Genomic DNA, 21,354 nt, shown 5'->3' with positions numbered 1-21,354 from the left:
ACCATGGATGCCACCTCCCAGACGAAAGCTTTGCCGGTCATCACCGTGCCGCTGTCCGATCTGGACCGCGCCTTTCTGCGTGCGGTGCGGATCGCGGGCGGCTGCCTGTCGCTGGTCACCCTGGCGCATCGGCAAAGCGCCGCCGCATGCTGCGAGGGCGGGTACGTGCGCATCTCCCCGGATGGAAAGACCGTGCGGCTGACGGGAACGGGACAGGCCTATCTCGACCGGCTGATGAGGGCGCATTGATGACCGCTCGTCTGGACCAGCTGACAGCGCCAGTCGAGGTTGGCGTTTTCTACCTTGTGCCCACGGTGCGAGGAGAGTGGAAGCCCTATGGTGTGCGCGACTGGCCGGTGATCGGCCCCCGGCACAATGACCGACACTGCCTCAATTTCGACCCCACGCATTACCATCTCGACGCCCGGTTCATGCCGAGCTTCGGCCGGAGTGATGATGACTGGTTCTGGTGTCAGGTCGCGGTCGCCCCCCTGCAGGTCAATATCCGGCTGAACGCGGATGGCCTGCCTGACCCGATCTGGAAGCGGCGCAAGTGCCGCCGGACGGAAAACCCCTATACGCCCCAGCTGATGGAACAGGTTTCCCGAAACAAGGGCTTCCAGTGCCTGCACGACGAATATGCGGGGCGTCAGGCCAAGCATGACGGCCGTGGGTGGGTGTGCCCGCACCGCGCCGTGCCGTTGGCCGACCATGTGGCCAGAGAAGGGGTGATCCAGTGCCCGCTTCACCTTCTGCGCATTGATGCCCACACGGGCAAGGTTCTGCCGCGGGAGGGCGCTTGATGGAGGCCTTTGACGCCCTGCCGGCCGTCGTTCGCATGGCGATCGCCTTTTCCAATTTTCCATTCGATGCGCGTGTCGCGGCCCGGTTTCTGCGGCGCGGGCATTCGGCTCCGCACGTGGCCGCCCTGATTGTTTCCGCCGATTACCGGCTCACAAAGGAGAAACCGCTGATGAATTCCTATCCTCGTCGCCTTTCAAAATCTTCCGCCGTGATGGATGCGCATCCCACTGCGGCAAGCGACAATCTGAGGGCCTGGATCGAGCGTGGCGAGCGTGAGGTTTTCAGCGTCGTCGTGGATATGACGCCTGATCTTGCGGCGCGACTTCTTTCGACAAATGAGGATAATCGGCCTTTGCGGATCGAAGGTCCGAAGCGGTCTGTGCGCGCCTATGCCGACGCCATGCGGCGCGGCGAATGGCTGCTGAATGGCGAAGCGATCATTGTTTCGCGAGGCGGGGTGCTGAATGACGGGCAGCACCGGCTGAATGCCGTGATCGGCAGTGCCGCGACCGTGCCGATGGTGCTGACCTTTGGTGTCGATCGCGACAGCCGCCACACCGTGGATCAGGGCGCGGCCAGAACGCCGGGGAACATCCTTTCCATGTATGGGGAGAAGCGCACAAACGCGCTCGCAACGGCCATCTCCTTTGTGTGGCTGTATGATGGCCAGCGGGTGGCAGGCAATTATCCCTCTCCTGAGGAGATGATGGATACGCTGGACAGCAATCCGGCCATTCGTGACGCATTGTCGGCGACCGACAAGCTGGCGAGGCAGTTTCAGCTTTCGAAGGGCTATATTGCCGGCGCGGCCTATGTCTGCGGCCGGACCAGGCAAAACGTGCTGGACAGCTTTCTTCATGCGCTGACGACGGGAATCGGCCTCGACTCCGACCGTGATCCGGTTTTCGTGCTGCGCAAAAGGTTCATGAACCATCTGGCGCAGACGCGGCGTGGCAACCGTATGGTGGCGCTGGAGCAGGCGGCAGTGTTTATCAAGGCGTTCAATGCCTTCCGCACCGGGCGTGGCGCCAGCGTGCTGCGCTGGCCGCATTTCGAGGGCGAAGCCTTTCCGAGGCTCGACTGATGGCGCGGCGGCGGGATATCGAATCCGTCGAGATTGCGGCCGTCCAGATCGGGAAACGGCTGCGCTATTTCGACCAGGCCAAGGTTGATGCGATCAAGGCCTCGATCCGCGAGATCGGGCTGAAGACGCCGATTACCCTGCGCGTTATCCCGGCCGGTGCAGACGGCACGGACCAGCTGGCCCTGGTGGCGGGGATGCACCGGCTGGAGGCGATGCGACAGCTGGGCGAGGAATGGATAGCGGCCTTCGTGATCGAGGGGGATGCGCTGGATGCCGAGCTTTGGGAGATTGACGAGAACCTGTGCCGTGCCGAACTGACGGCCGGTGACCGGGCGCTGTTTACGGCGCGGCGCAAGGAAATCTATCTGCTGCGGCATCCCGAGACGGGGCAGGGTGGTGACCGCCGATCAAAACGACATCCTGTCGTTTTGAATGATCCGTCGCGCGCCTTTGCCGTTGCAACCGCCGAAGCGACCGGCCGCGACCGGCGCACCATCGAACGCGATGCATCGCGCGGTGAGAAAATTACCGAAATGGCCCTGCACCGCCTGCGCGGAACGCGGCTGGACAGTGGCGCTTTTCTTGACCGGCTGAAGCAGATCGATCCGGACAAGCAGATTCTCTATGTCGATGCCGCCCTTGCGGAAGAAAAGCAGAAGGCGGCGCATACAAAGGAAAACCGTCGCAAGCTCTCCGAGGTTCGTCACGCTGTACGGCTGACGCATATGAGCTTCGTGCAGGCGAATGGCGGGGCGACGGCGGGGCAGGTCAAGCAAAAATATCCGATCATCTATGCTGATCCGCCCTGGCAATTCGGCGTGCGGTCCGAGGTAACCGGACGCGAAAAGAGCGCAGAAAACCATTACCCGACCATGCCGACCGGGGCGATCTGCGATCTGTTTGCCGAGATCGGCGCGCCGGCCAAGGCGGATGCCGTGCTGTTTCTGTGGGCGACCAACCCCATGTTGCCGGATGGATTGCGCGTGATGGAGGCCTGGGGCTTCACCTATGTGCATCACTGGATCTGGGACAAGGAAATTGCCGGAACCGGCTATTGGGGGCGCGACCGGCATGAACTGCTGCTGATCGGCAAAAGGGGAAAGCCTGTTGCACCGCTGATGGGAACCCAGACACAGACCGTGCATCGCGAGGCGAAGGGGCCGCACAGCGCCAAACCGGAATTTTTCGCAAAAACCATAGAGCAGTATTTTCCGGGCGTTCCGAAGCTGGAGCTTTTCCAGCGCCGTGAAAGTCTGGCCGATGGCGACGTCCGGCTGAATGGCGCTTGGAGTTTCTGGGGCAATCAGGCGGGGGTGCGATGACAAGGCGCCCTCTGAAGGTCCTCGTCGGGTGTGAGATGTCCGGCCGTGTCCGGCGCGCGTTCTCGGCCCTTGGGCATGACGCCTGGTCGTGTGACCTGTTGCCGGCCGATGACGGCAGCAACCGGCATATCGTCTGCGACATTCGCGATATTCTGGCCGATGGCTGGGACATGCTGGCTGTCATGCACCCGCCATGCACGCGGCTGTGCAACAGCGGCGTGCGGTGGCTGAAAGTGCCGCCGCCTGGCCGCACATTGCCGGAGATGTGGCGGGAACTGGATGAAGGGGCGAACCTGTTTTCGGCCTGCTGGAATGCGCCGATCGAGCGGGTCGCGGTCGAAAATCCGATCATGCACCGCTACGCAAAGGAGCGGATCGCCAATTACCAGCCGCCTGCCCAGACCGTCCAGCCCTGGTGGTTCGGTGATGCCGCCTTCAAGGCCACGAGCCTTTACCTGCGGAACCTGCCCTGCCTTGTGCCGACCAACAGGCTGACGCCTCCTGCTCCGGGGACGGATGCACACAAGGAATGGTCACACATCCACCGGGCGCCGGACACGCCCGATCGCTGGAAGATCCGCAGCCTGACGTTCCAGGGGCTTGCCGACGCCATGGCCGCGCAATGGGGCGGGCCTGTTTCGGAAGAGGTGGCGGCATGACGTTGGACACCGCTCTGGAGCATGACAAGGCGCGCCTTATCCGGCTCGGCAACATGGCGGAACGGATGGCCTTCGACGAGTGGGGCATCGTTGCCAGTGACGGCCGCATGACCGTGACGACACGGCGCCAGACGGGCGAAGAGGTGGTGCTGTGCGAGCTGGGGCAGGGCGCCCTGCCGGATGAAATCGAACTGCTGTGCGGGGCGCTGGATATTCTGCGGCTGCTGTTTCGGGTGCGCGGCCGATCGGTGGCAGCGCTGCGACAGTTGCGGCGGGAGCTGGGGCGCGACAAACCGCTGAAGGATGGTGATTTCACCACCAATGCGGCGATGCTGATCAAGGAACGACCGTTTCAGCGCTTCCTGGAGACGCGCGGCGAGGGCGGGCCTGTGCGCGACGAAAAGGCGGCGGATGGCCGACTGAAGGACTTGCTCGGGATCACGACAAAGCGGGCGCTGAACGAGGATGCACGCGCGCAAGCGGCATGGATCGACCTGCGCGGCGACTATGAATCATGGCTGAGGGGTGCCGCCCGATGAACGGCACCCGCTCCTGCCTGCAGTCCATTGCCTCACTATTCGGCAGCCTCAAGGCCGATGACCAGGCGCTTGCCCATGACAGCGAGAGTGTCCGTGAGCGCCTGGATCTTGGTCCGATGATTGGGATCAAGAATGCGGCGAACCTCCTTTTCATCCTTGCCGAGCTGGCGGGCCAGTTCCGTGCGCGTCATGCCGCTTTCGCGGAAGGTTTCGATAACCGCGATTTTCGCGGCCACGTCCGGATCAGGGGCGATCATGGGGCCGCGTGCCTTGGCTTCAGGCAGGGGCCGACCAAGCTCGATGTAGGTCAGCAGGGCAACGCCAAGGGCATCTGCGGCCGACTCACGGGCATCGCGCATGTCATCGCCCTGGGTGATTGCTTCAGGCACGTCGTCAAACGTGACGAGGAAAACGCCATCTTCCTCGGCCGGCTCGAAGTTCGCTGCATAAGAGTAGAATTTCATCGTGTTAGCTCCAAGTTTGGCCGCGATTGGCCCTGTGTCATGTGCGGGGTCAGGGTTGGGGCTCATTTGAGCCCCAGTCCCTTTCTGATCTTCGCTGCTGTTTTCGGGTCTATTTCCCGGCTGGGGAGGGTGGTGAAGCGGTCTCCTAAGAACACCGTTGCATGCCCTCCTTTGCCCTTGTTTTTGTTGACCCGAAAGGCGAGGCCCAAGGCTTTGGCTTCCTCTCTTAGTTCGGCGATGAAGCGATCCCGCTTATCCATAACTGTCTCCGTTTCAATGAAGACAATATCGGACTTTTTTGTCCGATTGTCAAGCATGATCGGACTTTTTTGTCCGATTACTTTGTGTCGATCTGGTTCTCGAAAGGGGCATGCGTGATGTCCTTCGATATCGAGGATCTTCGGGATTGCGAGACTGACAGCGCACGCGCGGCATGGCTTCTGCAGGTGCCGGCAAGCCTGCTGCTGGCGGAATTCATGGCCATTCGCGCGGCACTGATGGCGGCCCGGTTTTTGGCAGGCCTCGACTATCTCGACGCGGAGGCACGGTTCCTGACCCTGCCGCGCAAGCTGGGGCGGTCGTTCGATCCTGTCTTCATCCGTGCCGCACGGGGGCGCCTGCTGCGCATCGCGCTTGGTGAGGCATCCGATTTTCAACACACAGCAAGGGGTGAAAGCGTGAGTTATGGCTGACGAAAGGAAGGGGTCTTCCCGCGTATGGCGGTGGCGGCATGCGGTGGCCGCGTCCGACCTGAAGCCGGGTACGCGGCTGGTGCTGCAGACACTCGGCACGAAAATGAACGCGGACGGCGGTGGATGCTGGCCGACAATTGACGAACTGGTGGGCTTGACGGGCTTCAGCAAGAAAACGGTGCTGGTGCATCTCGGCAAGGGCGTCGCGGCCGGCTGGCTGTCGATCAGCAAGGGGGAATTTTACGGCCAGATGCACCGCCGCAATTCGTATTTCGCGCGGTTTCCGGCGGTGGATGAGACGGCGGCCGATGCGGAAAACGAGGCGGCGGGCGAGGGCGATCCGGAGGGGGGCAAGGTGGTGGAATTTTTGCCCGAAGGTGGTGGAATTTCTACACCTGAGGTGGTGGAAAAACTACACCACGATAAGGAATCTCCAAAGAACTCTCCAGATAACTCTCCAAAAGAGAGCGCGAGCGCGCGGGCGACCAGCGGGGCCGAACGGCGGCAAGCCGAAAAGGCATTCGTGCGGTGGCTGCGGACATGGCCGAATGCGGAGAGATACAGCCTCAATCGGGCGAAGTCGGCCTTCCTGCGGCTGGATATCCAGCAGCGAGCGGCCTGCCTGCGGCTGACGCCCGAATATCTACGGGCTGTTCCCGTGCGCGGCCGGATCGCCAACCCTGCGGATTATCTGACCGAAAGGGCTTGGGAAAAGCTGCCCGTGGCTCCCGTCATCGCACCATCGGAACGGGTCGCCGCCAAGCCGTTCGGCAAGCTGTGGATGGCCTATCGGCTGTGGCTGCTGCTGCAGCCGCCGGAAGGCCCTCTGCACCTGACAGCCTTCGATCAGCGGCGCCTCGATCAGGGGCTGATCGAGCGCGAGGTGCTGCTTTGCCAGAAGCGGGCGGCAAGCGGATGGCCGACCGTCAATGCGATGCTGGCGGCGGCACGAAGCCGGGAGCCGTTCTTCTGCCCACCTGCCTTGAAGGGTGTCGCCGATGGCTTCCGACAGGTGCAGCGTGGAAGCGACCTCTTCCACGCCTGGGAACGGCTGCACCTTGGCCGCTGCTGGCCATGGTTCCAATGGACGACCGAATATCCATGGTTTCCCGCTGTCGATCTGACGACGGGCGATCTCGACGCGGCGGTTGATGCCGCGATGACTGATTTTGCAAGGCAAGTGAGCGAGGGGCTGAACAATGCAGGCTAGGAATTTGCGACAGGAACAGGGCGAGCCCTCGCAGTGGCAGAAGGCGCGGATGACACGGCAAGAGCGCATGTTGCGGGCACGTCTTGAACCTGCCTCGGCAGAACGCGTGAAGCGCTATCCGGCAGATGCCCGGTGGTTTTGTCTTGTGGTTGTCGAGGGTGGCGAGCTGAGCGTAGGACGGCGACTGGAGGGTGGCGGTGTCGAGGTTCTCGTACCGACCGAAAAGCTCGAAAGGCGCAACCGAAAAGGGAAGCTTTACGAGGTGGAGCGCGCTTCGTTCACAGGTTACGTGTTCGTGCGGATCGTACCATCCGTGTCGGCGTTCGAGCGGTTGCGGGGCGTCAAAGGCGTCGTGGACTTCCTGCGGGCAGGAGAGTTCTATCATACCATTCGCGATCAGGATCTCGGTTTTTACGTTTCCAAGGTACACGCGGAGCGCATGCCCAAGGATGCAACGATTGGCGACGGCTCGCGGGTGCGGATTAAGTTCGGGCCTTTTGCCGGACTGGATGCTGTCGTCTTGCAGGTTACCGCGCCAAAGTCGCGCGATCCCCATTGCCGAGTGTGGTCGGAAACTTACCAGAGGGAAATCAGAAATATCCCTCTTGCGTTTCTGGAGCGGCTGTGAGAGTCATTTGACAACGGCCACTTCGAGAGTCGCCACACCCTCAGATGCCAGCGCTAGACGCTGCCAGAGCCAGCCAAACGGCTGCAGGGCAAAGGTGATCCGGAACCCATCCCTGACGGCTTCTATTTGAAGCATCGATTCAGGGCAGCTACCAGAATTGTGTTCAGAGGCGACCCTAACCCGGTCGCCTTTTTGCGTTCTAGGTTATGGGCAATGATCAGCGATCGGACCAGGCGAAAGAATGGCGCGGCTGGTACTCGTTGGCGCGCTGGCGAAAGACCCGCAAGCACCAGCTGACCATCGAGCCCTTGTGCCGGATGTGTCGGCTGCAGGGCAAGATCACGGTCGCCACCGTCTGCGACCACGTCGAGCGCCACAACGGCAATCCGCAAAAGTTCTGGGGCGGGCCATTCCAGTCGCTGTGTGCGCCCCATCACGATGCGACGAAGCAGGCGGAAGAACATCGCGGCTTCTCGACGGCGGCAGGTAGCGATGGCTGGCCGATCGATCCGCGCCACCCCGCGAACCGCTGAGGGGGAGGGCGGGTCAAAAGTCAAACGCCCTCTGTGTCGCACACCGGCTCCCACCCTTTCTTCGCAGGGAGCGGGAATTGGAGGCAAAAAGCCACTGATTTTGAGAGGGACTGATCCATGAAGGGCCGAAAGCCTTCGACCGAAAACGTCGTGCCGCTCACCGAAGACGAGGGACGCGGTGCCAATTTTGAGGCCCGCGCGCTTCAACGGGCACGCGAGCTGAAGCCGGAAGGGCTGCCGTTTACGGTCTCCGCGATCTGGGACCGGCTGTCGCCCTCGCTTTGCGATCCGCGCAAGAACCGGCTGAACGACACGAACGTGTTCATGTTCGAACAGCTGTGCTGGACGGTCGAGCGTCATGAACGACTGCGCGTCGATATCCAGGACAACGGCGAAACCTACGAGACCATGACCCGCAACGGCAAGCAGCAGAAGAGCCGCCCGGAGGTCGGGCAGCTCAACGAGACATGGCGGCAGATCCGGGCGCTTGCCAGCGATTTTGGCATGACGCCCTCGGCTGAACGCGGATTGCAGGCAGGCGGGCAACTTGGCTTCAGCTTCACAGACAATGAAGGGTTCGATTGACGTCGAAATCCCGGATATCAGCTACGAAGACGATCCGGTCACCGCCTGGGCGGCCGATGTGCTGCGCGGCAAAATCATTGCCGGACCGCATGTGCGAAACACCTGCCGGCGCCATCTGCTCGATCTGCGTGACGGGCCGGCTCGCGGCCTGGTCTGGGATCTGGAAGAGGCCAAGAAGCGGATCAAGTGGTTCCATGACAAGCTTCGCCTGAATGGCGGCCAGTTCGAGGGCCGGCCGTTCAAGCTGCATCCGAGCCAGGCGTTTCGTGTCGGCTCGCTGTTTGGCTGGAAATGGGCCGAGACCGGCCTTCGTCGCTTCCGTCGCTTCTATGACGAAGAGGGCAAGGGCAACGGCAAGTCACCGTTGCTCGCCGGTATCGGCATTGCGATGATGGTGGCAGACGGCGAGCCGCGTGCCGAGGTCTATGCGGCGGCTGCCAAAAAGGACCAGGCGCAGGTTCTCTTCCGTGACGCGGTTGCCATGCGCGACCAGTCGCCGGAATTGGCCAAGCGCATCAAGCCATCAGGCATCGATCCGGTCTGGCAGCTGACGTATATCAGCACCAAGGGCGACAAGCGGTTCTTCAAGCCGATCTCGTCGGATGCGGCGCAATCGGGTCCGCGTCCATCCTGCGCGCTTTGCGATGAGGTGCATGAGCATCCGAACCGCGACGTCATGGAAATGCTGGAGCGCGGGTTTAAATTCCGCCGACAGCCGCTCCTGGTCATGGCGACCAATTCCGGCTCCGACCGCAAGTCTGTCTGCTGGGAAGAACACGAACATGCGGTGAAGGTAGCAGCCGGCATCATTGAGGACGACACGACGCTGTCGTTTGTCTGTTCGCTGGATGAGGGTGACGATTGGGAGAACGATCCGTCGTGCTGGGTGAAGGCAAACCCGCTCCTCGATGTGACCGTCACCACGGAATATCTCGAAGGGGTGGTCAAGCAGGCACGCCAGATGCCGGGCAAGCGCAACGGCATTGCGCGGCTGCACTTTTGCGAATGGACGCAGTCGGTCAATGCCGCCATCAAGCGGGAAGCCTGGGTCGCCTGCCGCAAGGATCTCGATCTGCCGGCGCTGATTGCCGGTGGCTACCCCTGTTATGGCGGGCTCGATCTGTCACGCACGCGCGACTTTACCGCATTCACGCTGACTTGGGTGCTGGATGCCACCAAGGATGCCGAGCGGCTTGCGTCAAAGACATGGTTCTGGACGCCGGCCGATACGCTGAAGGACAGGGCCAATACCGACCAGGCGCCCTATGAGCTGTGGGTCGACCAGGCGCATATCGAGGCCGTGCCCGGTCAGCGGCTCAAATATTCCTGGCTTGCCGAAGCGCTGGCCAGGCTTTGCGCCGTCTATGCGCCGCTCGAAATCGGCGGTGACCAGTACGGACTTGAGCAGTTGCAGGAGCATCTGTCCGCCGATGGTGTCAGTTTGCCGATCACCATCCACCCGCAGGGCTTCCAGAAGCGGATCATCGACCGGGATAGAGAAGCGCCCGAGGGTGAGCAGGAGCTTTACCTCTGGATGCCGCACAGCATCAACATGTTCGAGAACGCGCTTTACGAGCAGCGGATGGAGATCGATCCGAACCCGATGCTCGATCTGTGCGCGGCAAGTGTCGTCTATGCGGAAAACCGAACCGGCCACCGCATGTTCGACAAGGAAAACGCCTTTGGGCGCATCGACGGCATGGTGTCCACGGCGATGTCGGTCGGGATCGCGCTCTGTCGTCAGCGCCCGGAAGAAAACCTCGACGACTTCCTCTCAAACCCCGTGATGGTCGGTATCTGATGGCGAAACGCAACAAACGCGGTGCAGCGACTGCGCCATCCAATGTGACGCGCGAGGAGCTGGCCACGAAAAGCCAGCGATTGAGCCTGAAGGACAGCGCCGGATGGGCGGCAGCCTTTGGCACCAGCAATCATGCCGGAAAAACCGTGACGCTGAATACGGCGATGCAGCTTGCCACCGTCTGGGCCTGTGTTCGGCTGACGGCACAGGCGGTATCCTGCCTGCCGCTGTCGATCTTTGAGAAGCGCGGCGACAATAGCCGGGTGAAGGTCGAGGCCGACGACGCCTTGGTCGATGTCCTGTGCGAAAGCCCGAACGAAGACCAGACGCCGCTCGAATTCTGGGAAACCATGGTCGCCTGGCTGATGACCACGGGCAATGCCTATGCGGAAAAGGTCGAGATCGGCACGCGCTTGAGCGCGCTGCAGCCAATGCCCAGCACCCATTGCCATCCGTTCCGCGATGCAGACGGTGCCTTGAAGTTCAACGTCATCGATCGCGGAAAGAGCGAGATCCTGCCACGCGACAAGGTCTTTCATCTCAAAGGCTTTGGCTTTGGCGGTGATGTCGGCCTCTCTCCCATCCAGTTCGGGTCGCAGACCTTTGGCTCGGCTATTGCGATTGACGAGGCGGCCGGCCGGCTGTTTGGCAAGGGGTTGCAGGCAAGCGGCATCCTGTCCTCGGAAAAGATCCTCGATCCGAAACAGCGGGCAGATCTCGAAAGCATCATGAGCCGGTTTGTCGGTTCTTCCAATGCCGGCAAGCTGATGATCCTGGAGGCCGGCCTCAAATACGACCGGCTGTCGCTGTCGCCGGTCGATGCGCAGATGCTGGAAAACCACCGCTTCTCGGTGGAAGAAATGTGCCGGTGGTTCGGCATGCCGCCGATCATCATCGGGCATGCCGCGCAAGGCCAGACGATGTGGGGCTCGGGTGTCGAGCAGATCCTGCTCGCCTGGCTGACGCTCGGCATTGATCCGCTCTGCGACCGTATCGAGGCGCGCATCAAAAAGCAGCTGATCCGCCCGAGCGGCAATCGGCGCCGTTATGCCGAGTTCAACCGCGAGGCGCTGCTGCAGATGGACAGTGCCGCCAAAGCCTCGTTCCTGTCGGTGATGACGCAAAACGGCCTGATGACGCGCAATGAAGGTCGGGCAAAGCTCAACCTTCCGCGCGTCGAGGGCGGCGATGAACTGACCGCCCAGACCAACCTTGCGCCGCTCTCAGTCCTGGGCGCCGCAAGTGATGGCAATACAGCCCGCGCGGCGATGCGCGCCTGGCTGCAGAGCGAAACAGACAAGGTGGCCGCATGACCCTTCGTATTCTCCCGAGTGCCGCCATCGGCATTCGCCCTGGCCTGCATTCGAAAGTGACGGCACGGGCGTTTGAGAACTGGAACCCCGATATCCGGCAAGCTGCGGGTGCTTCGGAAACCGTCGAGAACACCATCTCGGTTCTCGATGTGATCGGCAATGATGCCTGGGGCGAGGGGGTGACGGCCAAACGCGTGGCCGCAGCCCTGCGTTCGATCGGCGACCAGAATGTCGTCGTCAACATCAACTCGCCCGGCGGCAACTATTTTGAGGGCCTGGCGATCTACAACACGCTTCGCGAACACAAGGCCAAGGTGACGGTCAAAATCCTCGGCGTAGCGGCCTCGGCCGCATCCGTGATCGCCATGGCGGCCGACGAGGTGCAGATTGCCCGCGCCGGCTTCCTGATGATCCACAATGCCTGGGTCGTGGCCGAAGGTGACCGTCATCAGTTGCGCGAGGTGGCCGACTTCCTCGAACCCTTCGATGCAGCCGCCGTCGATATCTATGTGGCACGCTCGGGCATGGATGCCAAAGAGGTCGCAAAGATGCTCGACCGGGAAACATGGATCGGCGGGGCGGAAGCGGTCGAAAAGGGTTTGGCGGATTCGCTTCTCTCCTCTGACGAAATTGCAGCCTCACCGCAAAACTCGGCCGCTGCCAAGACGCGGGTCGCCGCCCACCGCGTCGATGATCTTCTGGCGCAACTCAACGTGCCGCGCTCCGAGCGACGCGATCTGATTGCGGCTCTCAAAGGGGGCATGCCTGGCGCTGCCTCAACCGGCATGCACGACGCTGCCGTCCTCACGGAGGTCAACGACCTCCTCAAATCCACGCTCAACACCTTCAAAACGTCCGTCTAACAGATCGGACACAGAGGAAATCTCCATGAAACTCTTCGCTCTTTGCGGAGCGATCGCGCTTGCCGTGATCGCCACCGCCTTCTTTGCCATGTCGTCTTCGGACCTGGTTGCGCATCTTGCGTCGGCCGCCACCACCCATCCGCCCGTGATGGCGATGGTCATGATGGCTGGTGCCCATCCTGCCCACATGCGAAAGGCGCGCATGCCTTCCTTCCCGGCATCGCTCCTGATGACTTCGCTTCCCGCCGGCATCATCGGTTCCGTTCGCAACGAGGCCAATGTCGAAAAGCTGCTGGCTGACGTGAAGGCGTCGCTGAAGGAAGTCTCCGACGGCGTCAAGCAGACCGCCGAAGAAGCCCTTCGCCAGGCGAAATCCGCCGGCTCGGTCTCCGACGAGATCAAGCAGAAGGCCGACAAGCTTTTGTCCGACCAGGCCAAGCTTGCAGAAACCCAGAACCGGCTGACGGAAAAGGTCGAGCAGCTTTCGACCCGCAACACGGATCTCGAACAGCGGCTGGCCTCGCGCCGTGGCGGCACACAGGATGAGCCGAAATCGCTTGGCCAGTTGGTCGGTGACCATGCCAATGTGAAGGCCTTCGTGGCAGCCGGCGCCAAGGGTACGGTCAACGTCTCGGTGCAGAATGCCATCACCACCTCGGCCGGTTCGGCCGGCGCGCTGATTGCCCCGCAGCGGGAGACGGAAGTGGTCGGCATGCCGCGCCGGCAGTTCTTCATCCGCCAGCTCCTGCAGGTCGGCACCACCACCTCGAACAGCATCGAATATGCCCGCATGGTGGCGCGGGTGAATGCGGCAGCCGCAGTTGCCGAAGCCGCCTTGAAGCCGGAATCGAATTACACCTATGAGCCGGCCGATGCGCCGGTGCGCACCATTGCCCATTGGGTGCCGGTGTCGCGCCAGGCGATGGACGACATTCCCCAGCTGCAGAGCGAGATTGACGGCGAGCTGCGCTATGGGCTCGACTTTGTCGAGGAAGCCCAGATCCTGAAGGGCGACGGTCTCGGGCAGAACCTGCACGGCCTGGTGCCCCAGGCAACCGACTATGCCGAGCCGGCGGGCATTACGGTTGCAGCCAAGACCAAGATCGATGTGCTGCGCCTGGCGCTGCTTCAGGCCTCGCTCGCGGAATATCCGGCCGATGGCATCGTGCTCAATCCGATCGACTGGGCCGATATCGAACTCACCAAGGATGGTGAGAACCGCTATCTGTTTGCCACCATCATTCAGATGCTCGGTCCCCAGCTCTGGGGGCGGCCGGTCATCTCCACGCAGGCGATGGCGCAGGACGAGTTCTTGGCGGGTGCCTTCAAGATGGCCGCCAAGGTCTGGGACCGCATGGATACGGAAGTGGCGATCTCGTCCGAAGACCGCGACAACTTCGTCAAGAACATGCTGACCGTCCGCGCCGAAAAGCGCCTGGCGCTCGCCGTCAAGCGGCCGAAGGCCCTGGTTGCCGGCGACTTCACCACGGCGCTTGCCGCTTGATCAACCGCGATCGGCAGATGACGGCGGGCAGCATTGTTCTGCCCGCCTGCTCGCCAATGGAGAACCGACATGGAAATCAAAGCAAAGCGCAGCTCGTATGGCGACTATGGCAATGTGCGCCGGGGCGAGGTGATCACGGTCGATGATCGTCTGGGCAAGGCGCTCGTGCAGAAGGGCAGTTTTGTTGCCTATGATGCCAAGGCAGAGGCCAAGGCAGAAGCCGAGCGCGAGGCACAGCGACAGGCGGCCGAACAGGAGAGGGCCGCAGCCAAGAGCTCTCAGGCGGCCGAGCTCGAAACCCTGCGATCGGAGCTGGCGGCAAAAACCGCTCGTATCGCCGAACTGGAAAAGCAGCTCGAAGCGAAGGCCAAAAAGTAATGGCGGCCGATATTTGGGTGGTTGAGCCACCCGTGCCGATCGTCACGCTGGAGGATGCCCGCCGGCACCTGGCCGAACTGCCAGAGGAAGACGAGGCCTATGTCGAAGGGCTGATCCTCGCCGCCACGACCTGGATCGATGGGCCGACCGGCTGGCTCGGGCGGGCGCTCGGGATCCAGACCCTCGATTATGCCATGGAAGATTTTTATGCCGAGGCTGACGGCTACATCCACCTGCCGTTCAGTCCGGTGCTTGAGCTGGTCTCCATCCGGCTTCGGGTTGGTGCCGATAGCTTTGAGACGATCCCGCCTGCTGAATACGAAATCGATGCGGGTGGCGTCTATCCTCTGTCCGGCGCCTGGCCGTTCGTCTCCGGGCGCAATCAGCGTGTCATCATCCGCTACCGGGTCGGCTGCGCAAAAACAGTCGGCGCACCTGCGGTCGGCACGCCTGCTGTCTGGGTGGCGAATGTGCCGGAACCCATACGCTTTGCCATCCTGCTTCTCGTTGCGCATTGGTATCGGAACCGCGAGGCTGTGGTGATCGGGCAAAGCGCTGTCACTCTCCCCTTTGCGGTCGATGCGCTTTTGCAGCCCTACCGCATCTATCGATAGGAGCGGCCATGGCCCGTGTCCGGTTCCTCAAGGATTTTGACTACCGGCCGCCCGTGTTCGGCGTGACCATCGCCTACAAGGCCGGTCAAACCTACACGGTCAAACGCGACTGCGCCGACCAGGCGCTTGCCGTAAAGGCGGCCGTGACGGTGAGGGCGGAGCGATCGGCGCCAAAGGCAGGCGGCGATGATTGATGCCGGCAGTCTGAAAGAACGTGTCGCGCTCGACAAGCGGGAGCGGGTGAATGATGGCGCCGGCAATTATCGCTCGGACTTTGTCGAGCAGTTCCAGCGCCGGGCAGCCTTTGTCTATGCCGGTGGTAGCGAGGCAGTGGTGGCCGAACGCTTGCAGGGTCGCGCCATCCTCAAGGTTCGACTGCGCAAGGATGTCTTGTCCAAAACCATCAGCACGGATTGGCAGCTGCGCGATGTGAGGCGCGGCATGGTCTATGCCATCCGCGAAGTGGATGCCGTCACCGATCCGCTTTGTGTCTTTCTCACCGTCATCAGCGGGGTTGCCTCATGAAGTTCATTGGCCTCGAAAAACTGCGCCGGCGCCTGGAGCGGATCCCGGCCGAGGTGCGCAAACGCGCTAAAGCCGAGCTGATGCTGCAAGGCCGCGAGATCAACATGCTGCAGCGGTCGCTTGTGCCGAAGGATGATCTGACGCTGGCCGGCACCATCCGCTCCGAACCCTTGCCCGACCCGGAAATCGGTGTCGTCATCCGGGCCGGGGGCGATGCCACCACCAAGCCGGTGCGCGACAGCGACTATGCTGTCCCGGAATATGATTATGCCCTTGCGCAGGAGTTCGGCCGCGAGGGGATGCCGGCAAACCCATTCTTCCTGCCGGCAATCCGGGTGCGCAAGAAAAAGGCGAGGGCGCGTGTTCGGGCTGCCGTGCGCCGGGCGCTGAAGACGGCGGGCAAGTAATGGGCGAGGATACGAGCCTTGCCATTCAGGTGGCGCTTGTGGCGCGCGTGGCCGAGCTGACGCAAGAAGTCGTCGCCGGCCGTGTTTATGATGATGTGCCGGCGGCAGCCGAGCGCATTGCCGATACCGGCGCGGACTTTCCCTATATCTCGATCGCCGAGGGCCAGCTCGTGCCGATCGATGAAGAATGCTTTGATCGCTCGACCACCTTCATCAACCTCAATGTCTGGTCACGCGCGATCGGATATCCTGAGGTAAAGCGCATCGCCGGTGCCTTGCGTATCGGTCTGCACGAACAGGACCTGGCGATTGCCGGCCACGTCCTCGACCGCATGCGCGTCGAAAACATCACCTTCAGCCGCGATCCGGACGGCGTTACCCGCCGGGCGCGCATCGATCTGATGATCGAAACCCAGCCGGCAGGCTGACCTCTCAACCCATCAACCCCTGATCATGGAGGATCGTCATGGCGACGACCAAGAAGCTTTTGACGCAATTCGGCGATGGCGCCGACCCGGAAGTGTTCGCGCATGCCTGCACCATCAACACCTCGCAGGATTTCACGGTGGAGGCGACCACCACGGAATCGACCGAACCGAATTGCCTTGATCCGGATGCACCGGGATGGGTGCTGCGCTCGGTCGATACCCTGTCAGCCTCGATCAATGGCGCCGGCACCATGGACCCGATGAGCTATGGCAAGCTGCGCGACCAGCAGCTGTCGGGCGAGCCGATCAATACCCGCGTTCTTCTCGACCTGCCGGCGGCACAGGGCGGCGGCTGGTATGCCGGCCGGTTCGTGATCACCTCGCTCGGGATCGCCAAAGAGGGCAAGGGCTATGTGTCCTGCACGATCGCGCTGCAGTCGGACGGTGAAGTGAAGTGGGTAGCGGCGGCATGAGCGCGACGATCTCCCTCCCCCTGGGTGGCAAGATGCATTCCTTCCGCCTTGCTCTCGCGCAATTGCAGGAGCTGCAGGGCGTCTGCAACGCAGGCCCTGCCACCATCTTTGCGCGGCTCATGTCCGCGCAACCGCAGGCGGCTGCCGCACGACGCCCGGAGCCGGACGCCTATCCGGCTGGCCTTGACGATCCCGACTTCCATCGCGACCTCAACGCCTATTCAATCCTGCGCGCTATTGGCGGTGACTGGCGCGTGGAAGATGTCCGGGAAACGATCCGGCTCGGCCTGATCGGTGCTGGCGCGTCATCGACCGATGCCTTCGTTACCGTGTCGCGCTACGTGGACCAGGTCGATCGGTTTGCCCTGGTGGACAATGTCGGCATTGCCGCTGCCATCCTGCACCATGCCCTGACTGCCCCGGAGGGCGAGCCGGCGGGAAAGCCGCCGGCCGGGAAAACGGAAACGGCGGCGACAGGCTAGTTTTCTCGGATTTTTACGGGCTGGGGGCGGTGATCGGCTTCACCCCGGCCGAAGTCGGCCGGATGATGCTGTGGGAGTTTGCGGCCTGCGCGGATGGCTTCGCAAAGGCCAATGGTGCCGAGCAGGAACCGGATGCGCCAAGCCTTGCCGAGCATCAGGACATGCTGCGACGCCTCAGCCCTCGGTGACGATCTCGCGACCGATCAACAGCAGAATGAACCCGATCAGGGTGGCGGTCGCCAATAGCGCCAGAACCGCCGGGGATGGCGTGAAGACGTCTGCCGCGCCACCCATGGCACGAAGGCGCCTCTCGAACAGGGCGTCGCCCTCGCTCATGGCTGGCGGCATAAGATAGTATGTACCGATCGGCGTCGGTGCGACAAACATGAGGGCGCCCAGCTTGCCCAGCGTCGTCAGGCGGTACGTCGAAACCGTCATTTGCGAATCTCCCTCATCTTCATTTCCCCGCTGATAGCAGGATGACCCATGGCTGTAACCTTGGACGAATTGCGCGCCGTCATGCGCATGGAGCTGAACCCCTTCATGAAGGATCTTCAGAAGATGAACGGGGTAACGGCACAGAGCGCGCGGCGGGTGGAAGCGACATGGCAGGCCACCAATGCGCGGCTCAACAATATCGGCCGCAGCATGGCCATGGGCCTGATCAACCCGTTGCTGGGGGTCGGTGCGGCGCTGTCCGTGGATTCCGTGCGGCATTATGCGGACGCCTGGACGACGGCCAAAAACAGCCTGGCTGTGGCGGGCGTTGTGGGTGACCAGCAGGCAGGTGTTCTCGACCGGCTCTACAAATCAGCGCAGAACAATGCAGCACCTGTCGGGGCGCTCGCGGATCTCTATGGCAAGGCGTCCCAGGCTTCGGACGTTTTGGGTGCCAGCCAGAGCGATCTCCTGAAGTTCTCGGACGGGGTGGCCACGGCGCTGAAGGTCGAAGGCAAAAGTGCGGCGGAAGCCTCCGGGGCGCTGACGCAGCTCGGTCAGCTGCTCGGTCAGACGCGCGTGCAGGCAGAAGAGTTCAATTCCATCAATGAGGGCGCGCGCCCCATTCTCATGGCCGTTGCAAACGGCCTGGACGAAGCCGGCGGCTCGGTCTCGAAGCTGAAGGAACTGGTGAATGACGGGAAAGTGTCCGGACAGCAGTTTTTCCAAGCCTTTCTAAAGGGGCTGCCTTCGATCCAGAAGATGGCGGCGAATGCCACCCAGACAATCGAACAGGGCTTAACCAAAGTCACGAACGCCTTTACGAAGTACATCGGGGAAACCGATGAAAGCCTTGGCGCAAGCCAGCGCCTGGTGGTGGGCCTCAACGCACTGGCGGACAATTTCGAAAAGACGGCCGATATCACGCTCAAGGTCGCTGCGATTATTGCCGGCGCGCTGGTCGGCCGCGCGATCGGTGGTATGATCGTCAGCCTCGGCCTTGGCACTACGGCCCTGCTACGGTTCGTGTCCGCCATCAGGGCCGCTGCCACCATGGCAGGTCTTGCAACCGCCATGGGTGGATTGACGGTGGCGGCAGGGCCGCTTGGTGCGGTGATCGGTGCTACTGTTGTCGGTGCCCTTGCGCTCTTCTCGTCCACATCCGATGGCGCAACAGTTTCGGCCAAGGCCTATGCGCAGGCGCTGGCGGAAGTGGAGGCTGCGGCAAACAAGGTTCCGGGTGCCGTCGACGGCGTGACGAAAAAGATTGATGAAAGGGCTAAGAGTAAGCTGGCCGACGATCTGGCAGAGGCTCTCGACAAGTTGGAAGAGACAAAAGCGGCCGCCGTCGATCTCTTCAGCCAGATCGTTGACAACGCACCCCGCCGCCTGGTCAGCGAGGAACAGCTGGCAAGCTTTTCGGACCTTCGCGACAGGCTCGTGGATGGCAAGATAACGGCGGGAGACGTGGAGCAGGCTCTTTACGGTCTCGCGAATTCGTCGCCATCATTTAAGAAGCTAGCGGCGCAGATGGCTCCGTTGCTTGATAGCTTAAGTGAGGCAAGCGCTCGCGTAGACGAACTGCGACAAAAGGTAGGCCAGACCGGCGGAATGTCGCCCGATCAGATCGCGGAATACAAGCGCTATGCTGCCTCGCGAAAGCAGGGCGAGGAAATGGTGCGGCTCGGCAAGCAATATGCCGACGAGGCGCAGCGGCAGAACGGCCTCACCAAGGACCAGTTGGAGCTGGAAAAGGAAATTGCCTCGATCCGAAAGGACCTCGCGGAGAATGGCGGTTTCCTGCCGGAAGGCCAGATCAAGGCGCTGGCGGCGTCGAATATCGCGGCAGCCGATGCCCGATCCACGGAGGGGAAGGCTCCTGCGAAGATCAAGGCGACGGCCGACAGCCGTCTTGATGCCGACCTGCAGGCCATTCGCGACAGAACTGCAGCGCTTGTGCAGGAACAGGAAATCATCGGCCTGACCTATCGCGAGCAGGAAAAGCGGCGGATGGCGCTCGACCTTGAACAGGTGGCGCTGGCCGATCTGCGGGAGGAAGCGCGCCGGAAGGGGCAGACGGATCTCACCAGCATCCAGCTGTCGGCCGACCAGCGCAGCCAGATCGACCAGGTGTCGGAAGCCTATGCGCGGCAGGCGGATATCCTGCGGCAGGTCACGGAAGGACAGCAGCGGGCCGAAGAGGCCGCGGCCGAATTCTATGACAGCTTCAAGAGCAATATGACGGATGCGCTGCTTGGGGCGAAAAGCCTGAGTTCGGCGCTGGGCAGCATCGCCAAGCAGCTGGGCTCGATGCTGATCAGTCGCGGGCTTGATAGCCTGTTCAAACCATCATCCGGCGGATCGTCGGGCGGATTGCTCGGCAGCCTGTTTTCCGGGATCGGCGGCCTGTTCCGCGCAACCGGCGGGCCTGTCCTGAAAGGGCAACCCTACATCGTCGGGGAAAACCGGCCGGAACTGTTCGTGCCGGACCAGAATGGAAAGATCGTGCCGCGCGTCCCCTCGATGCCGCGCCTACCGGACATTTCGCAATTGCGATCGGCCGGCGGCATGAGCATCGATGCGCGCACGACCATTCAGGCGAGCGGCAATCGCGAAACGGATGCCGAGCTGATGGCCTGGGCGGCAAAGCGGGATGCCGAATTGCCCTCGACCATCATCAAGGTCGTCAAGGATGCACAGAAAAGGCGGGTTATCTGATGGCAATTGCCTTTCCGCGCGCACTGCCGGCGATCGGGTTTTCCAGCGTCGATCCGGTGCTTGATCTCGGGGTGGTGGCGGCAAAAGCCGGCCGCCGCCGCATCAACTATACCCAGATCGCTGATCCAGCCTGGACGATCTCACTCACAACGCAGTCGCTCGCCTATTCGGACTATGCGGCGCTGGAAGCCTGGTGGCTGTCGCTGCGGGACGGGCTGCGGACGGTCCTGTTCCAGAACCCGAACATCTGCTTTCCGAAGGCGCATGGCAGGAACCAGGCGCCGGCCGAACAGGCGGGAATGCTGTCCGCGATCGAGGACGGCAACCGGTTGACCGTGACCGGCGTCGATCCGGCGCTGATACTGTCTGCCGGTGACTATATCGGGCTGGAGCGGGCCGGCGTCTATTACCTCGGCCGCGTGGTCGAGGTGAGCGGGGCGAACACCTCGCGGCAGATCGAGGTTGAACCCCCTCCGCTCGGGTCCGTCGCGCAACCCGGCGGGACTGTTCATTTTGTCCGTCCCCCGCTGATGACCAGGCCGGTCCCCGGCAGTTGGTCGAAACAGCAGAGCGGCAGTCGCACCGTGGCGTCATTCCAGCTGGTGGAAGTCTGATGGCGCTCTCTCCAGAGGTAAAGGCCCTGTATGATCAGGGGCGCGTTTCGACGCGGCAGATGATCCGCTTCACCTTCGGATCTGGTGTCTATGGTTTCATTTCCGCCAGCAAGTCGCTGGTCTGGAATGGCCTCGAATACAAGCCTTTTGGCCTGATCAAGGTGTCCGATCTCGGAAACGGGACGGGCACGACGGCCGATGGCAACTTCACCCTGACGCTCGCGGCAAGCCCCTCGATCGGCCTCACGCCTGACGTTCTCGTCCGGATCGAGGATG

General features: G+C 62.3%; 29 protein-coding genes and 1 pseudogene. 27 read left to right on the top strand and 3 right to left on the bottom strand.

The window, feature by feature from the left end; translation table 11 throughout:
* Positions 1-3 precede the first annotated feature (3 nt).
* Genes KLP42_RS25135 through KLP42_RS25110 form a run of 6 tightly spaced genes read left to right on the top strand, consistent with a single transcriptional unit; the run spans position 4 to position 4,408 of the window.
* A complete protein-coding gene (locus tag KLP42_RS25135; protein ID WP_215570757.1) occupies positions 4-249 on the top strand; it encodes a hypothetical protein in 246 nt (81 codons plus the stop codon).
* Positions 249-803: a Rieske 2Fe-2S domain-containing protein gene (locus KLP42_RS25130; RefSeq protein WP_215570755.1), complete on the top strand. Its 555-nt coding sequence runs from the start codon at positions 249-251 to the stop codon at positions 801-803. Before KLP42_RS25135 ends, KLP42_RS25130 begins: the two co-directional genes overlap by 1 nt.
* Complete coding sequence (locus KLP42_RS25125) at positions 803-1,888, top strand: hypothetical protein (protein WP_215570753.1); 1,086 nt, start codon at positions 803-805, stop codon at positions 1,886-1,888. Before KLP42_RS25130 ends, KLP42_RS25125 begins: the two co-directional genes overlap by 1 nt.
* On the top strand, positions 1,888-3,210 hold the full coding sequence (locus tag KLP42_RS25120) for an MT-A70 family methyltransferase (protein ID WP_215570751.1): 1,323 nt from the start codon (positions 1,888-1,890) through the stop codon (positions 3,208-3,210). The genes KLP42_RS25125 and KLP42_RS25120 overlap by 1 nt, the downstream gene beginning before the upstream one ends.
* Entirely contained in the window at positions 3,207-3,869 is a 663-nt protein-coding gene (locus tag KLP42_RS25115; RefSeq protein WP_215570748.1) for a hypothetical protein, read from the top strand. The genes KLP42_RS25120 and KLP42_RS25115 overlap by 4 nt, the downstream gene beginning before the upstream one ends.
* Positions 3,866-4,408 carry a hypothetical protein gene (locus tag KLP42_RS25110; RefSeq protein WP_215570746.1) on the top strand — a complete coding sequence of 181 codons (543 nt, stop codon included), beginning with the start codon at positions 3,866-3,868 and terminating at the stop codon, positions 4,406-4,408. Before KLP42_RS25115 ends, KLP42_RS25110 begins: the two co-directional genes overlap by 4 nt.
* A gap of 35 nt (positions 4,409-4,443) precedes the next feature.
* Here the strand turns inward: KLP42_RS25110 and KLP42_RS25105 are convergent, their stop codons facing one another.
* Both KLP42_RS25105 and KLP42_RS25100 read right to left on the bottom strand, forming a co-directional pair.
* On the bottom strand, positions 4,444-4,872 hold the full coding sequence (locus KLP42_RS25105) for a type II toxin-antitoxin system HicB family antitoxin (protein ID WP_215570745.1): 429 nt from the start codon (positions 4,870-4,872) through the stop codon (positions 4,444-4,446).
* Between the two features lie 62 nt (positions 4,873-4,934).
* Positions 4,935-5,189 (bottom strand): hypothetical protein, encoded by a 255-nt coding sequence (locus KLP42_RS25100; RefSeq protein WP_215570743.1) that lies wholly within the window; start codon positions 5,187-5,189, stop codon positions 4,935-4,937.
* Positions 5,190-5,249: 60 nt separating this feature from the next.
* On the opposite strand from KLP42_RS25100, the gene KLP42_RS25095 reads away from it, so the two are divergent.
* The 18 genes from KLP42_RS25095 (at position 5,250) to KLP42_RS25010 (ending at position 17,496) form a co-directional block, all read left to right on the top strand.
* Positions 5,250-5,564, top strand: coding sequence for a hypothetical protein (locus KLP42_RS25095; protein ID WP_215570741.1), 315 nt, complete (start codon positions 5,250-5,252; stop codon positions 5,562-5,564).
* A 43-nt stretch (positions 5,565-5,607) separates the two neighbouring features.
* Positions 5,608-6,774 carry a helix-turn-helix domain-containing protein gene (locus KLP42_RS25090; RefSeq protein WP_215570739.1) on the top strand — a complete coding sequence of 389 codons (1,167 nt, stop codon included), beginning with the start codon at positions 5,608-5,610 and terminating at the stop codon, positions 6,772-6,774.
* 4 nt (positions 6,775-6,778) lie between these two features.
* Positions 6,779-7,402 carry a transcription termination/antitermination protein NusG gene (nusG, locus tag KLP42_RS25085; RefSeq protein WP_215570737.1) on the top strand — a complete coding sequence of 208 codons (624 nt, stop codon included), beginning with the start codon at positions 6,779-6,781 and terminating at the stop codon, positions 7,400-7,402.
* Positions 7,403-7,608: 206 nt separating this feature from the next.
* A complete protein-coding gene (locus KLP42_RS25080; RefSeq protein ID WP_215570735.1) occupies positions 7,609-7,935 on the top strand; it encodes an HNH endonuclease in 327 nt (108 codons plus the stop codon).
* A gap of 117 nt (positions 7,936-8,052) precedes the next feature.
* On the top strand, positions 8,053-8,520 hold the full coding sequence (locus KLP42_RS25075) for a P27 family phage terminase small subunit (RefSeq protein ID WP_215570733.1): 468 nt from the start codon (positions 8,053-8,055) through the stop codon (positions 8,518-8,520).
* Positions 8,504-10,321 (top strand): terminase large subunit, encoded by a 1,818-nt coding sequence (locus KLP42_RS25070; RefSeq protein ID WP_215570731.1) that lies wholly within the window; start codon positions 8,504-8,506, stop codon positions 10,319-10,321. Before KLP42_RS25075 ends, KLP42_RS25070 begins: the two co-directional genes overlap by 17 nt.
* Positions 10,321-11,634, top strand: coding sequence for a phage portal protein (locus KLP42_RS25065; protein WP_252193261.1), 1,314 nt, complete (start codon positions 10,321-10,323; stop codon positions 11,632-11,634). Before KLP42_RS25070 ends, KLP42_RS25065 begins: the two co-directional genes overlap by 1 nt.
* The gene (locus tag KLP42_RS25060; protein ID WP_215570729.1) at positions 11,631-12,497 is read left to right on the top strand and encodes a head maturation protease, ClpP-related; all 867 of its coding nucleotides are present in this window, start codon (positions 11,631-11,633) and stop codon (positions 12,495-12,497) included. Before KLP42_RS25065 ends, KLP42_RS25060 begins: the two co-directional genes overlap by 4 nt.
* Before the next feature lie 25 nt (positions 12,498-12,522).
* Entirely contained in the window at positions 12,523-14,001 is a 1,479-nt protein-coding gene (locus KLP42_RS25055; protein ID WP_215570726.1) for a phage major capsid protein, read from the top strand.
* Between the two features lie 69 nt (positions 14,002-14,070).
* Positions 14,071-14,379, top strand: a complete 309-nt coding sequence (locus KLP42_RS25050; protein WP_215570723.1) for a DUF7302 family protein — start codon at positions 14,071-14,073, stop codon at positions 14,377-14,379.
* On the top strand, positions 14,379-14,993 hold the full coding sequence (locus KLP42_RS25045) for a head-tail connector protein (protein ID WP_215570721.1): 615 nt from the start codon (positions 14,379-14,381) through the stop codon (positions 14,991-14,993). Before KLP42_RS25050 ends, KLP42_RS25045 begins: the two co-directional genes overlap by 1 nt.
* An 8-nt stretch (positions 14,994-15,001) precedes the next feature.
* Positions 15,002-15,187, top strand: a complete 186-nt coding sequence (locus KLP42_RS25040) for a hypothetical protein (RefSeq protein WP_215570719.1) — start codon at positions 15,002-15,004, stop codon at positions 15,185-15,187.
* Positions 15,180-15,518 carry a phage head completion protein gene (locus tag KLP42_RS25035; protein WP_215570717.1) on the top strand — a complete coding sequence of 113 codons (339 nt, stop codon included), beginning with the start codon at positions 15,180-15,182 and terminating at the stop codon, positions 15,516-15,518. The genes KLP42_RS25040 and KLP42_RS25035 overlap by 8 nt, the downstream gene beginning before the upstream one ends.
* Positions 15,515-15,925, top strand: a complete 411-nt coding sequence (locus KLP42_RS25030) for a hypothetical protein (RefSeq protein ID WP_215570715.1) — start codon at positions 15,515-15,517, stop codon at positions 15,923-15,925. Before KLP42_RS25035 ends, KLP42_RS25030 begins: the two co-directional genes overlap by 4 nt.
* Positions 15,925-16,353, top strand: a complete 429-nt coding sequence (locus KLP42_RS25025) for a DUF3168 domain-containing protein (protein WP_215570713.1) — start codon at positions 15,925-15,927, stop codon at positions 16,351-16,353. Before KLP42_RS25030 ends, KLP42_RS25025 begins: the two co-directional genes overlap by 1 nt.
* A gap of 38 nt (positions 16,354-16,391) precedes the next feature.
* A complete protein-coding gene (locus KLP42_RS25020) occupies positions 16,392-16,826 on the top strand; it encodes a phage tail tube protein (protein ID WP_215570711.1) in 435 nt (144 codons plus the stop codon).
* Positions 16,823-17,308, top strand: a complete 486-nt coding sequence (locus KLP42_RS25015) for a gene transfer agent family protein (protein ID WP_215570709.1) — start codon at positions 16,823-16,825, stop codon at positions 17,306-17,308. Before KLP42_RS25020 ends, KLP42_RS25015 begins: the two co-directional genes overlap by 4 nt.
* Before the next feature lie 29 nt (positions 17,309-17,337).
* Positions 17,338-17,496 carry a hypothetical protein gene (locus tag KLP42_RS25010; protein WP_215570708.1) on the top strand — a complete coding sequence of 53 codons (159 nt, stop codon included), beginning with the start codon at positions 17,338-17,340 and terminating at the stop codon, positions 17,494-17,496.
* On the opposite strand, the gene KLP42_RS25005 is transcribed toward KLP42_RS25010, so the two are convergent.
* Entirely contained in the window at positions 17,483-17,746 is a 264-nt protein-coding gene (locus tag KLP42_RS25005) for a hypothetical protein (protein WP_215570707.1), read from the bottom strand. The genes KLP42_RS25010 and KLP42_RS25005 overlap by 14 nt on opposite strands.
* Positions 17,747-17,794: 48 nt before the next feature.
* Here KLP42_RS25005 and KLP42_RS25000 point away from each other — a divergent pair, with 48 nt between their 5' ends.
* From KLP42_RS25000 to KLP42_RS24990, 3 genes and pseudogenes are all read left to right on the top strand, one after another.
* Complete coding sequence (locus KLP42_RS25000) at positions 17,795-20,464, top strand: tape measure protein (RefSeq protein ID WP_215570706.1); 2,670 nt, start codon at positions 17,795-17,797, stop codon at positions 20,462-20,464.
* Positions 20,464-21,078 carry a hypothetical protein gene (locus tag KLP42_RS24995; protein ID WP_215570705.1) on the top strand — a complete coding sequence of 205 codons (615 nt, stop codon included), beginning with the start codon at positions 20,464-20,466 and terminating at the stop codon, positions 21,076-21,078. Before KLP42_RS25000 ends, KLP42_RS24995 begins: the two co-directional genes overlap by 1 nt.
* A pseudogene (locus KLP42_RS24990) lies at positions 21,078-21,354 on the top strand (DUF2163 domain-containing protein); the annotation flags it as partial. The gene KLP42_RS24995 and the pseudogene KLP42_RS24990, both read left to right, overlap by 1 nt.

The sequence above is a fragment of the Rhizobium sp. CSW-27 genome (genome assembly GCF_018760785.1).
Lineage (GTDB): Bacteria > Pseudomonadota > Alphaproteobacteria > Rhizobiales > Rhizobiaceae > Neorhizobium.
This window is presented reverse-complemented; position numbering and strand designations above follow the sequence as displayed.

Coding starts and splice junctions, on each gene's coding strand:
- KLP42_RS25060 (WP_215570729.1), top strand. CDS start 11,631: ATGACCCTTCGTATTCTCCCGAGTGCCGCCATCGGCATTCGCCCTGGC.
- KLP42_RS25080 (WP_215570735.1), top strand. CDS start 7,609: ATGGGCAATGATCAGCGATCGGACCAGGCGAAAGAATGGCGCGGCTGG.
- KLP42_RS25005 (WP_215570707.1), bottom strand. CDS start 17,746: ATGACGGTTTCGACGTACCGCCTGACGACGCTGGGCAAGCTGGGCGCC.
- KLP42_RS25070 (WP_215570731.1), top strand. CDS start 8,504: ATGAAGGGTTCGATTGACGTCGAAATCCCGGATATCAGCTACGAAGAC.
- KLP42_RS25125 (WP_215570753.1), top strand. CDS start 803: ATGGAGGCCTTTGACGCCCTGCCGGCCGTCGTTCGCATGGCGATCGCC.
- KLP42_RS25025 (WP_215570713.1), top strand. CDS start 15,925: ATGGGCGAGGATACGAGCCTTGCCATTCAGGTGGCGCTTGTGGCGCGC.
- KLP42_RS25135 (WP_215570757.1), top strand. CDS start 4: ATGGATGCCACCTCCCAGACGAAAGCTTTGCCGGTCATCACCGTGCCG.
- KLP42_RS25000 (WP_215570706.1), top strand. CDS start 17,795: ATGGCTGTAACCTTGGACGAATTGCGCGCCGTCATGCGCATGGAGCTG.
- KLP42_RS25115 (WP_215570748.1), top strand. CDS start 3,207: ATGACAAGGCGCCCTCTGAAGGTCCTCGTCGGGTGTGAGATGTCCGGC.
- KLP42_RS25050 (WP_215570723.1), top strand. CDS start 14,071: ATGGAAATCAAAGCAAAGCGCAGCTCGTATGGCGACTATGGCAATGTG.
- KLP42_RS25130 (WP_215570755.1), top strand. CDS start 249: ATGACCGCTCGTCTGGACCAGCTGACAGCGCCAGTCGAGGTTGGCGTT.
- KLP42_RS25110 (WP_215570746.1), top strand. CDS start 3,866: ATGACGTTGGACACCGCTCTGGAGCATGACAAGGCGCGCCTTATCCGG.
- KLP42_RS25015 (WP_215570709.1), top strand. CDS start 16,823: ATGAGCGCGACGATCTCCCTCCCCCTGGGTGGCAAGATGCATTCCTTC.
- KLP42_RS25120 (WP_215570751.1), top strand. CDS start 1,888: ATGGCGCGGCGGCGGGATATCGAATCCGTCGAGATTGCGGCCGTCCAG.
- KLP42_RS25075 (WP_215570733.1), top strand. CDS start 8,053: ATGAAGGGCCGAAAGCCTTCGACCGAAAACGTCGTGCCGCTCACCGAA.
- KLP42_RS25045 (WP_215570721.1), top strand. CDS start 14,379: ATGGCGGCCGATATTTGGGTGGTTGAGCCACCCGTGCCGATCGTCACG.
- KLP42_RS25095 (WP_215570741.1), top strand. CDS start 5,250: ATGTCCTTCGATATCGAGGATCTTCGGGATTGCGAGACTGACAGCGCA.
- KLP42_RS25065 (WP_252193261.1), top strand. CDS start 10,321: ATGGCGAAACGCAACAAACGCGGTGCAGCGACTGCGCCATCCAATGTG.
- KLP42_RS25030 (WP_215570715.1), top strand. CDS start 15,515: ATGAAGTTCATTGGCCTCGAAAAACTGCGCCGGCGCCTGGAGCGGATC.
- KLP42_RS24995 (WP_215570705.1), top strand. CDS start 20,464: ATGGCAATTGCCTTTCCGCGCGCACTGCCGGCGATCGGGTTTTCCAGC.
- KLP42_RS25100 (WP_215570743.1), bottom strand. CDS start 5,189: ATGCTTGACAATCGGACAAAAAAGTCCGATATTGTCTTCATTGAAACG.
- KLP42_RS25035 (WP_215570717.1), top strand. CDS start 15,180: ATGATTGATGCCGGCAGTCTGAAAGAACGTGTCGCGCTCGACAAGCGG.
- KLP42_RS25055 (WP_215570726.1), top strand. CDS start 12,523: ATGAAACTCTTCGCTCTTTGCGGAGCGATCGCGCTTGCCGTGATCGCC.
- KLP42_RS25105 (WP_215570745.1), bottom strand. CDS start 4,872: ATGAAATTCTACTCTTATGCAGCGAACTTCGAGCCGGCCGAGGAAGAT.
- KLP42_RS25040 (WP_215570719.1), top strand. CDS start 15,002: ATGGCCCGTGTCCGGTTCCTCAAGGATTTTGACTACCGGCCGCCCGTG.
- KLP42_RS25020 (WP_215570711.1), top strand. CDS start 16,392: ATGGCGACGACCAAGAAGCTTTTGACGCAATTCGGCGATGGCGCCGAC.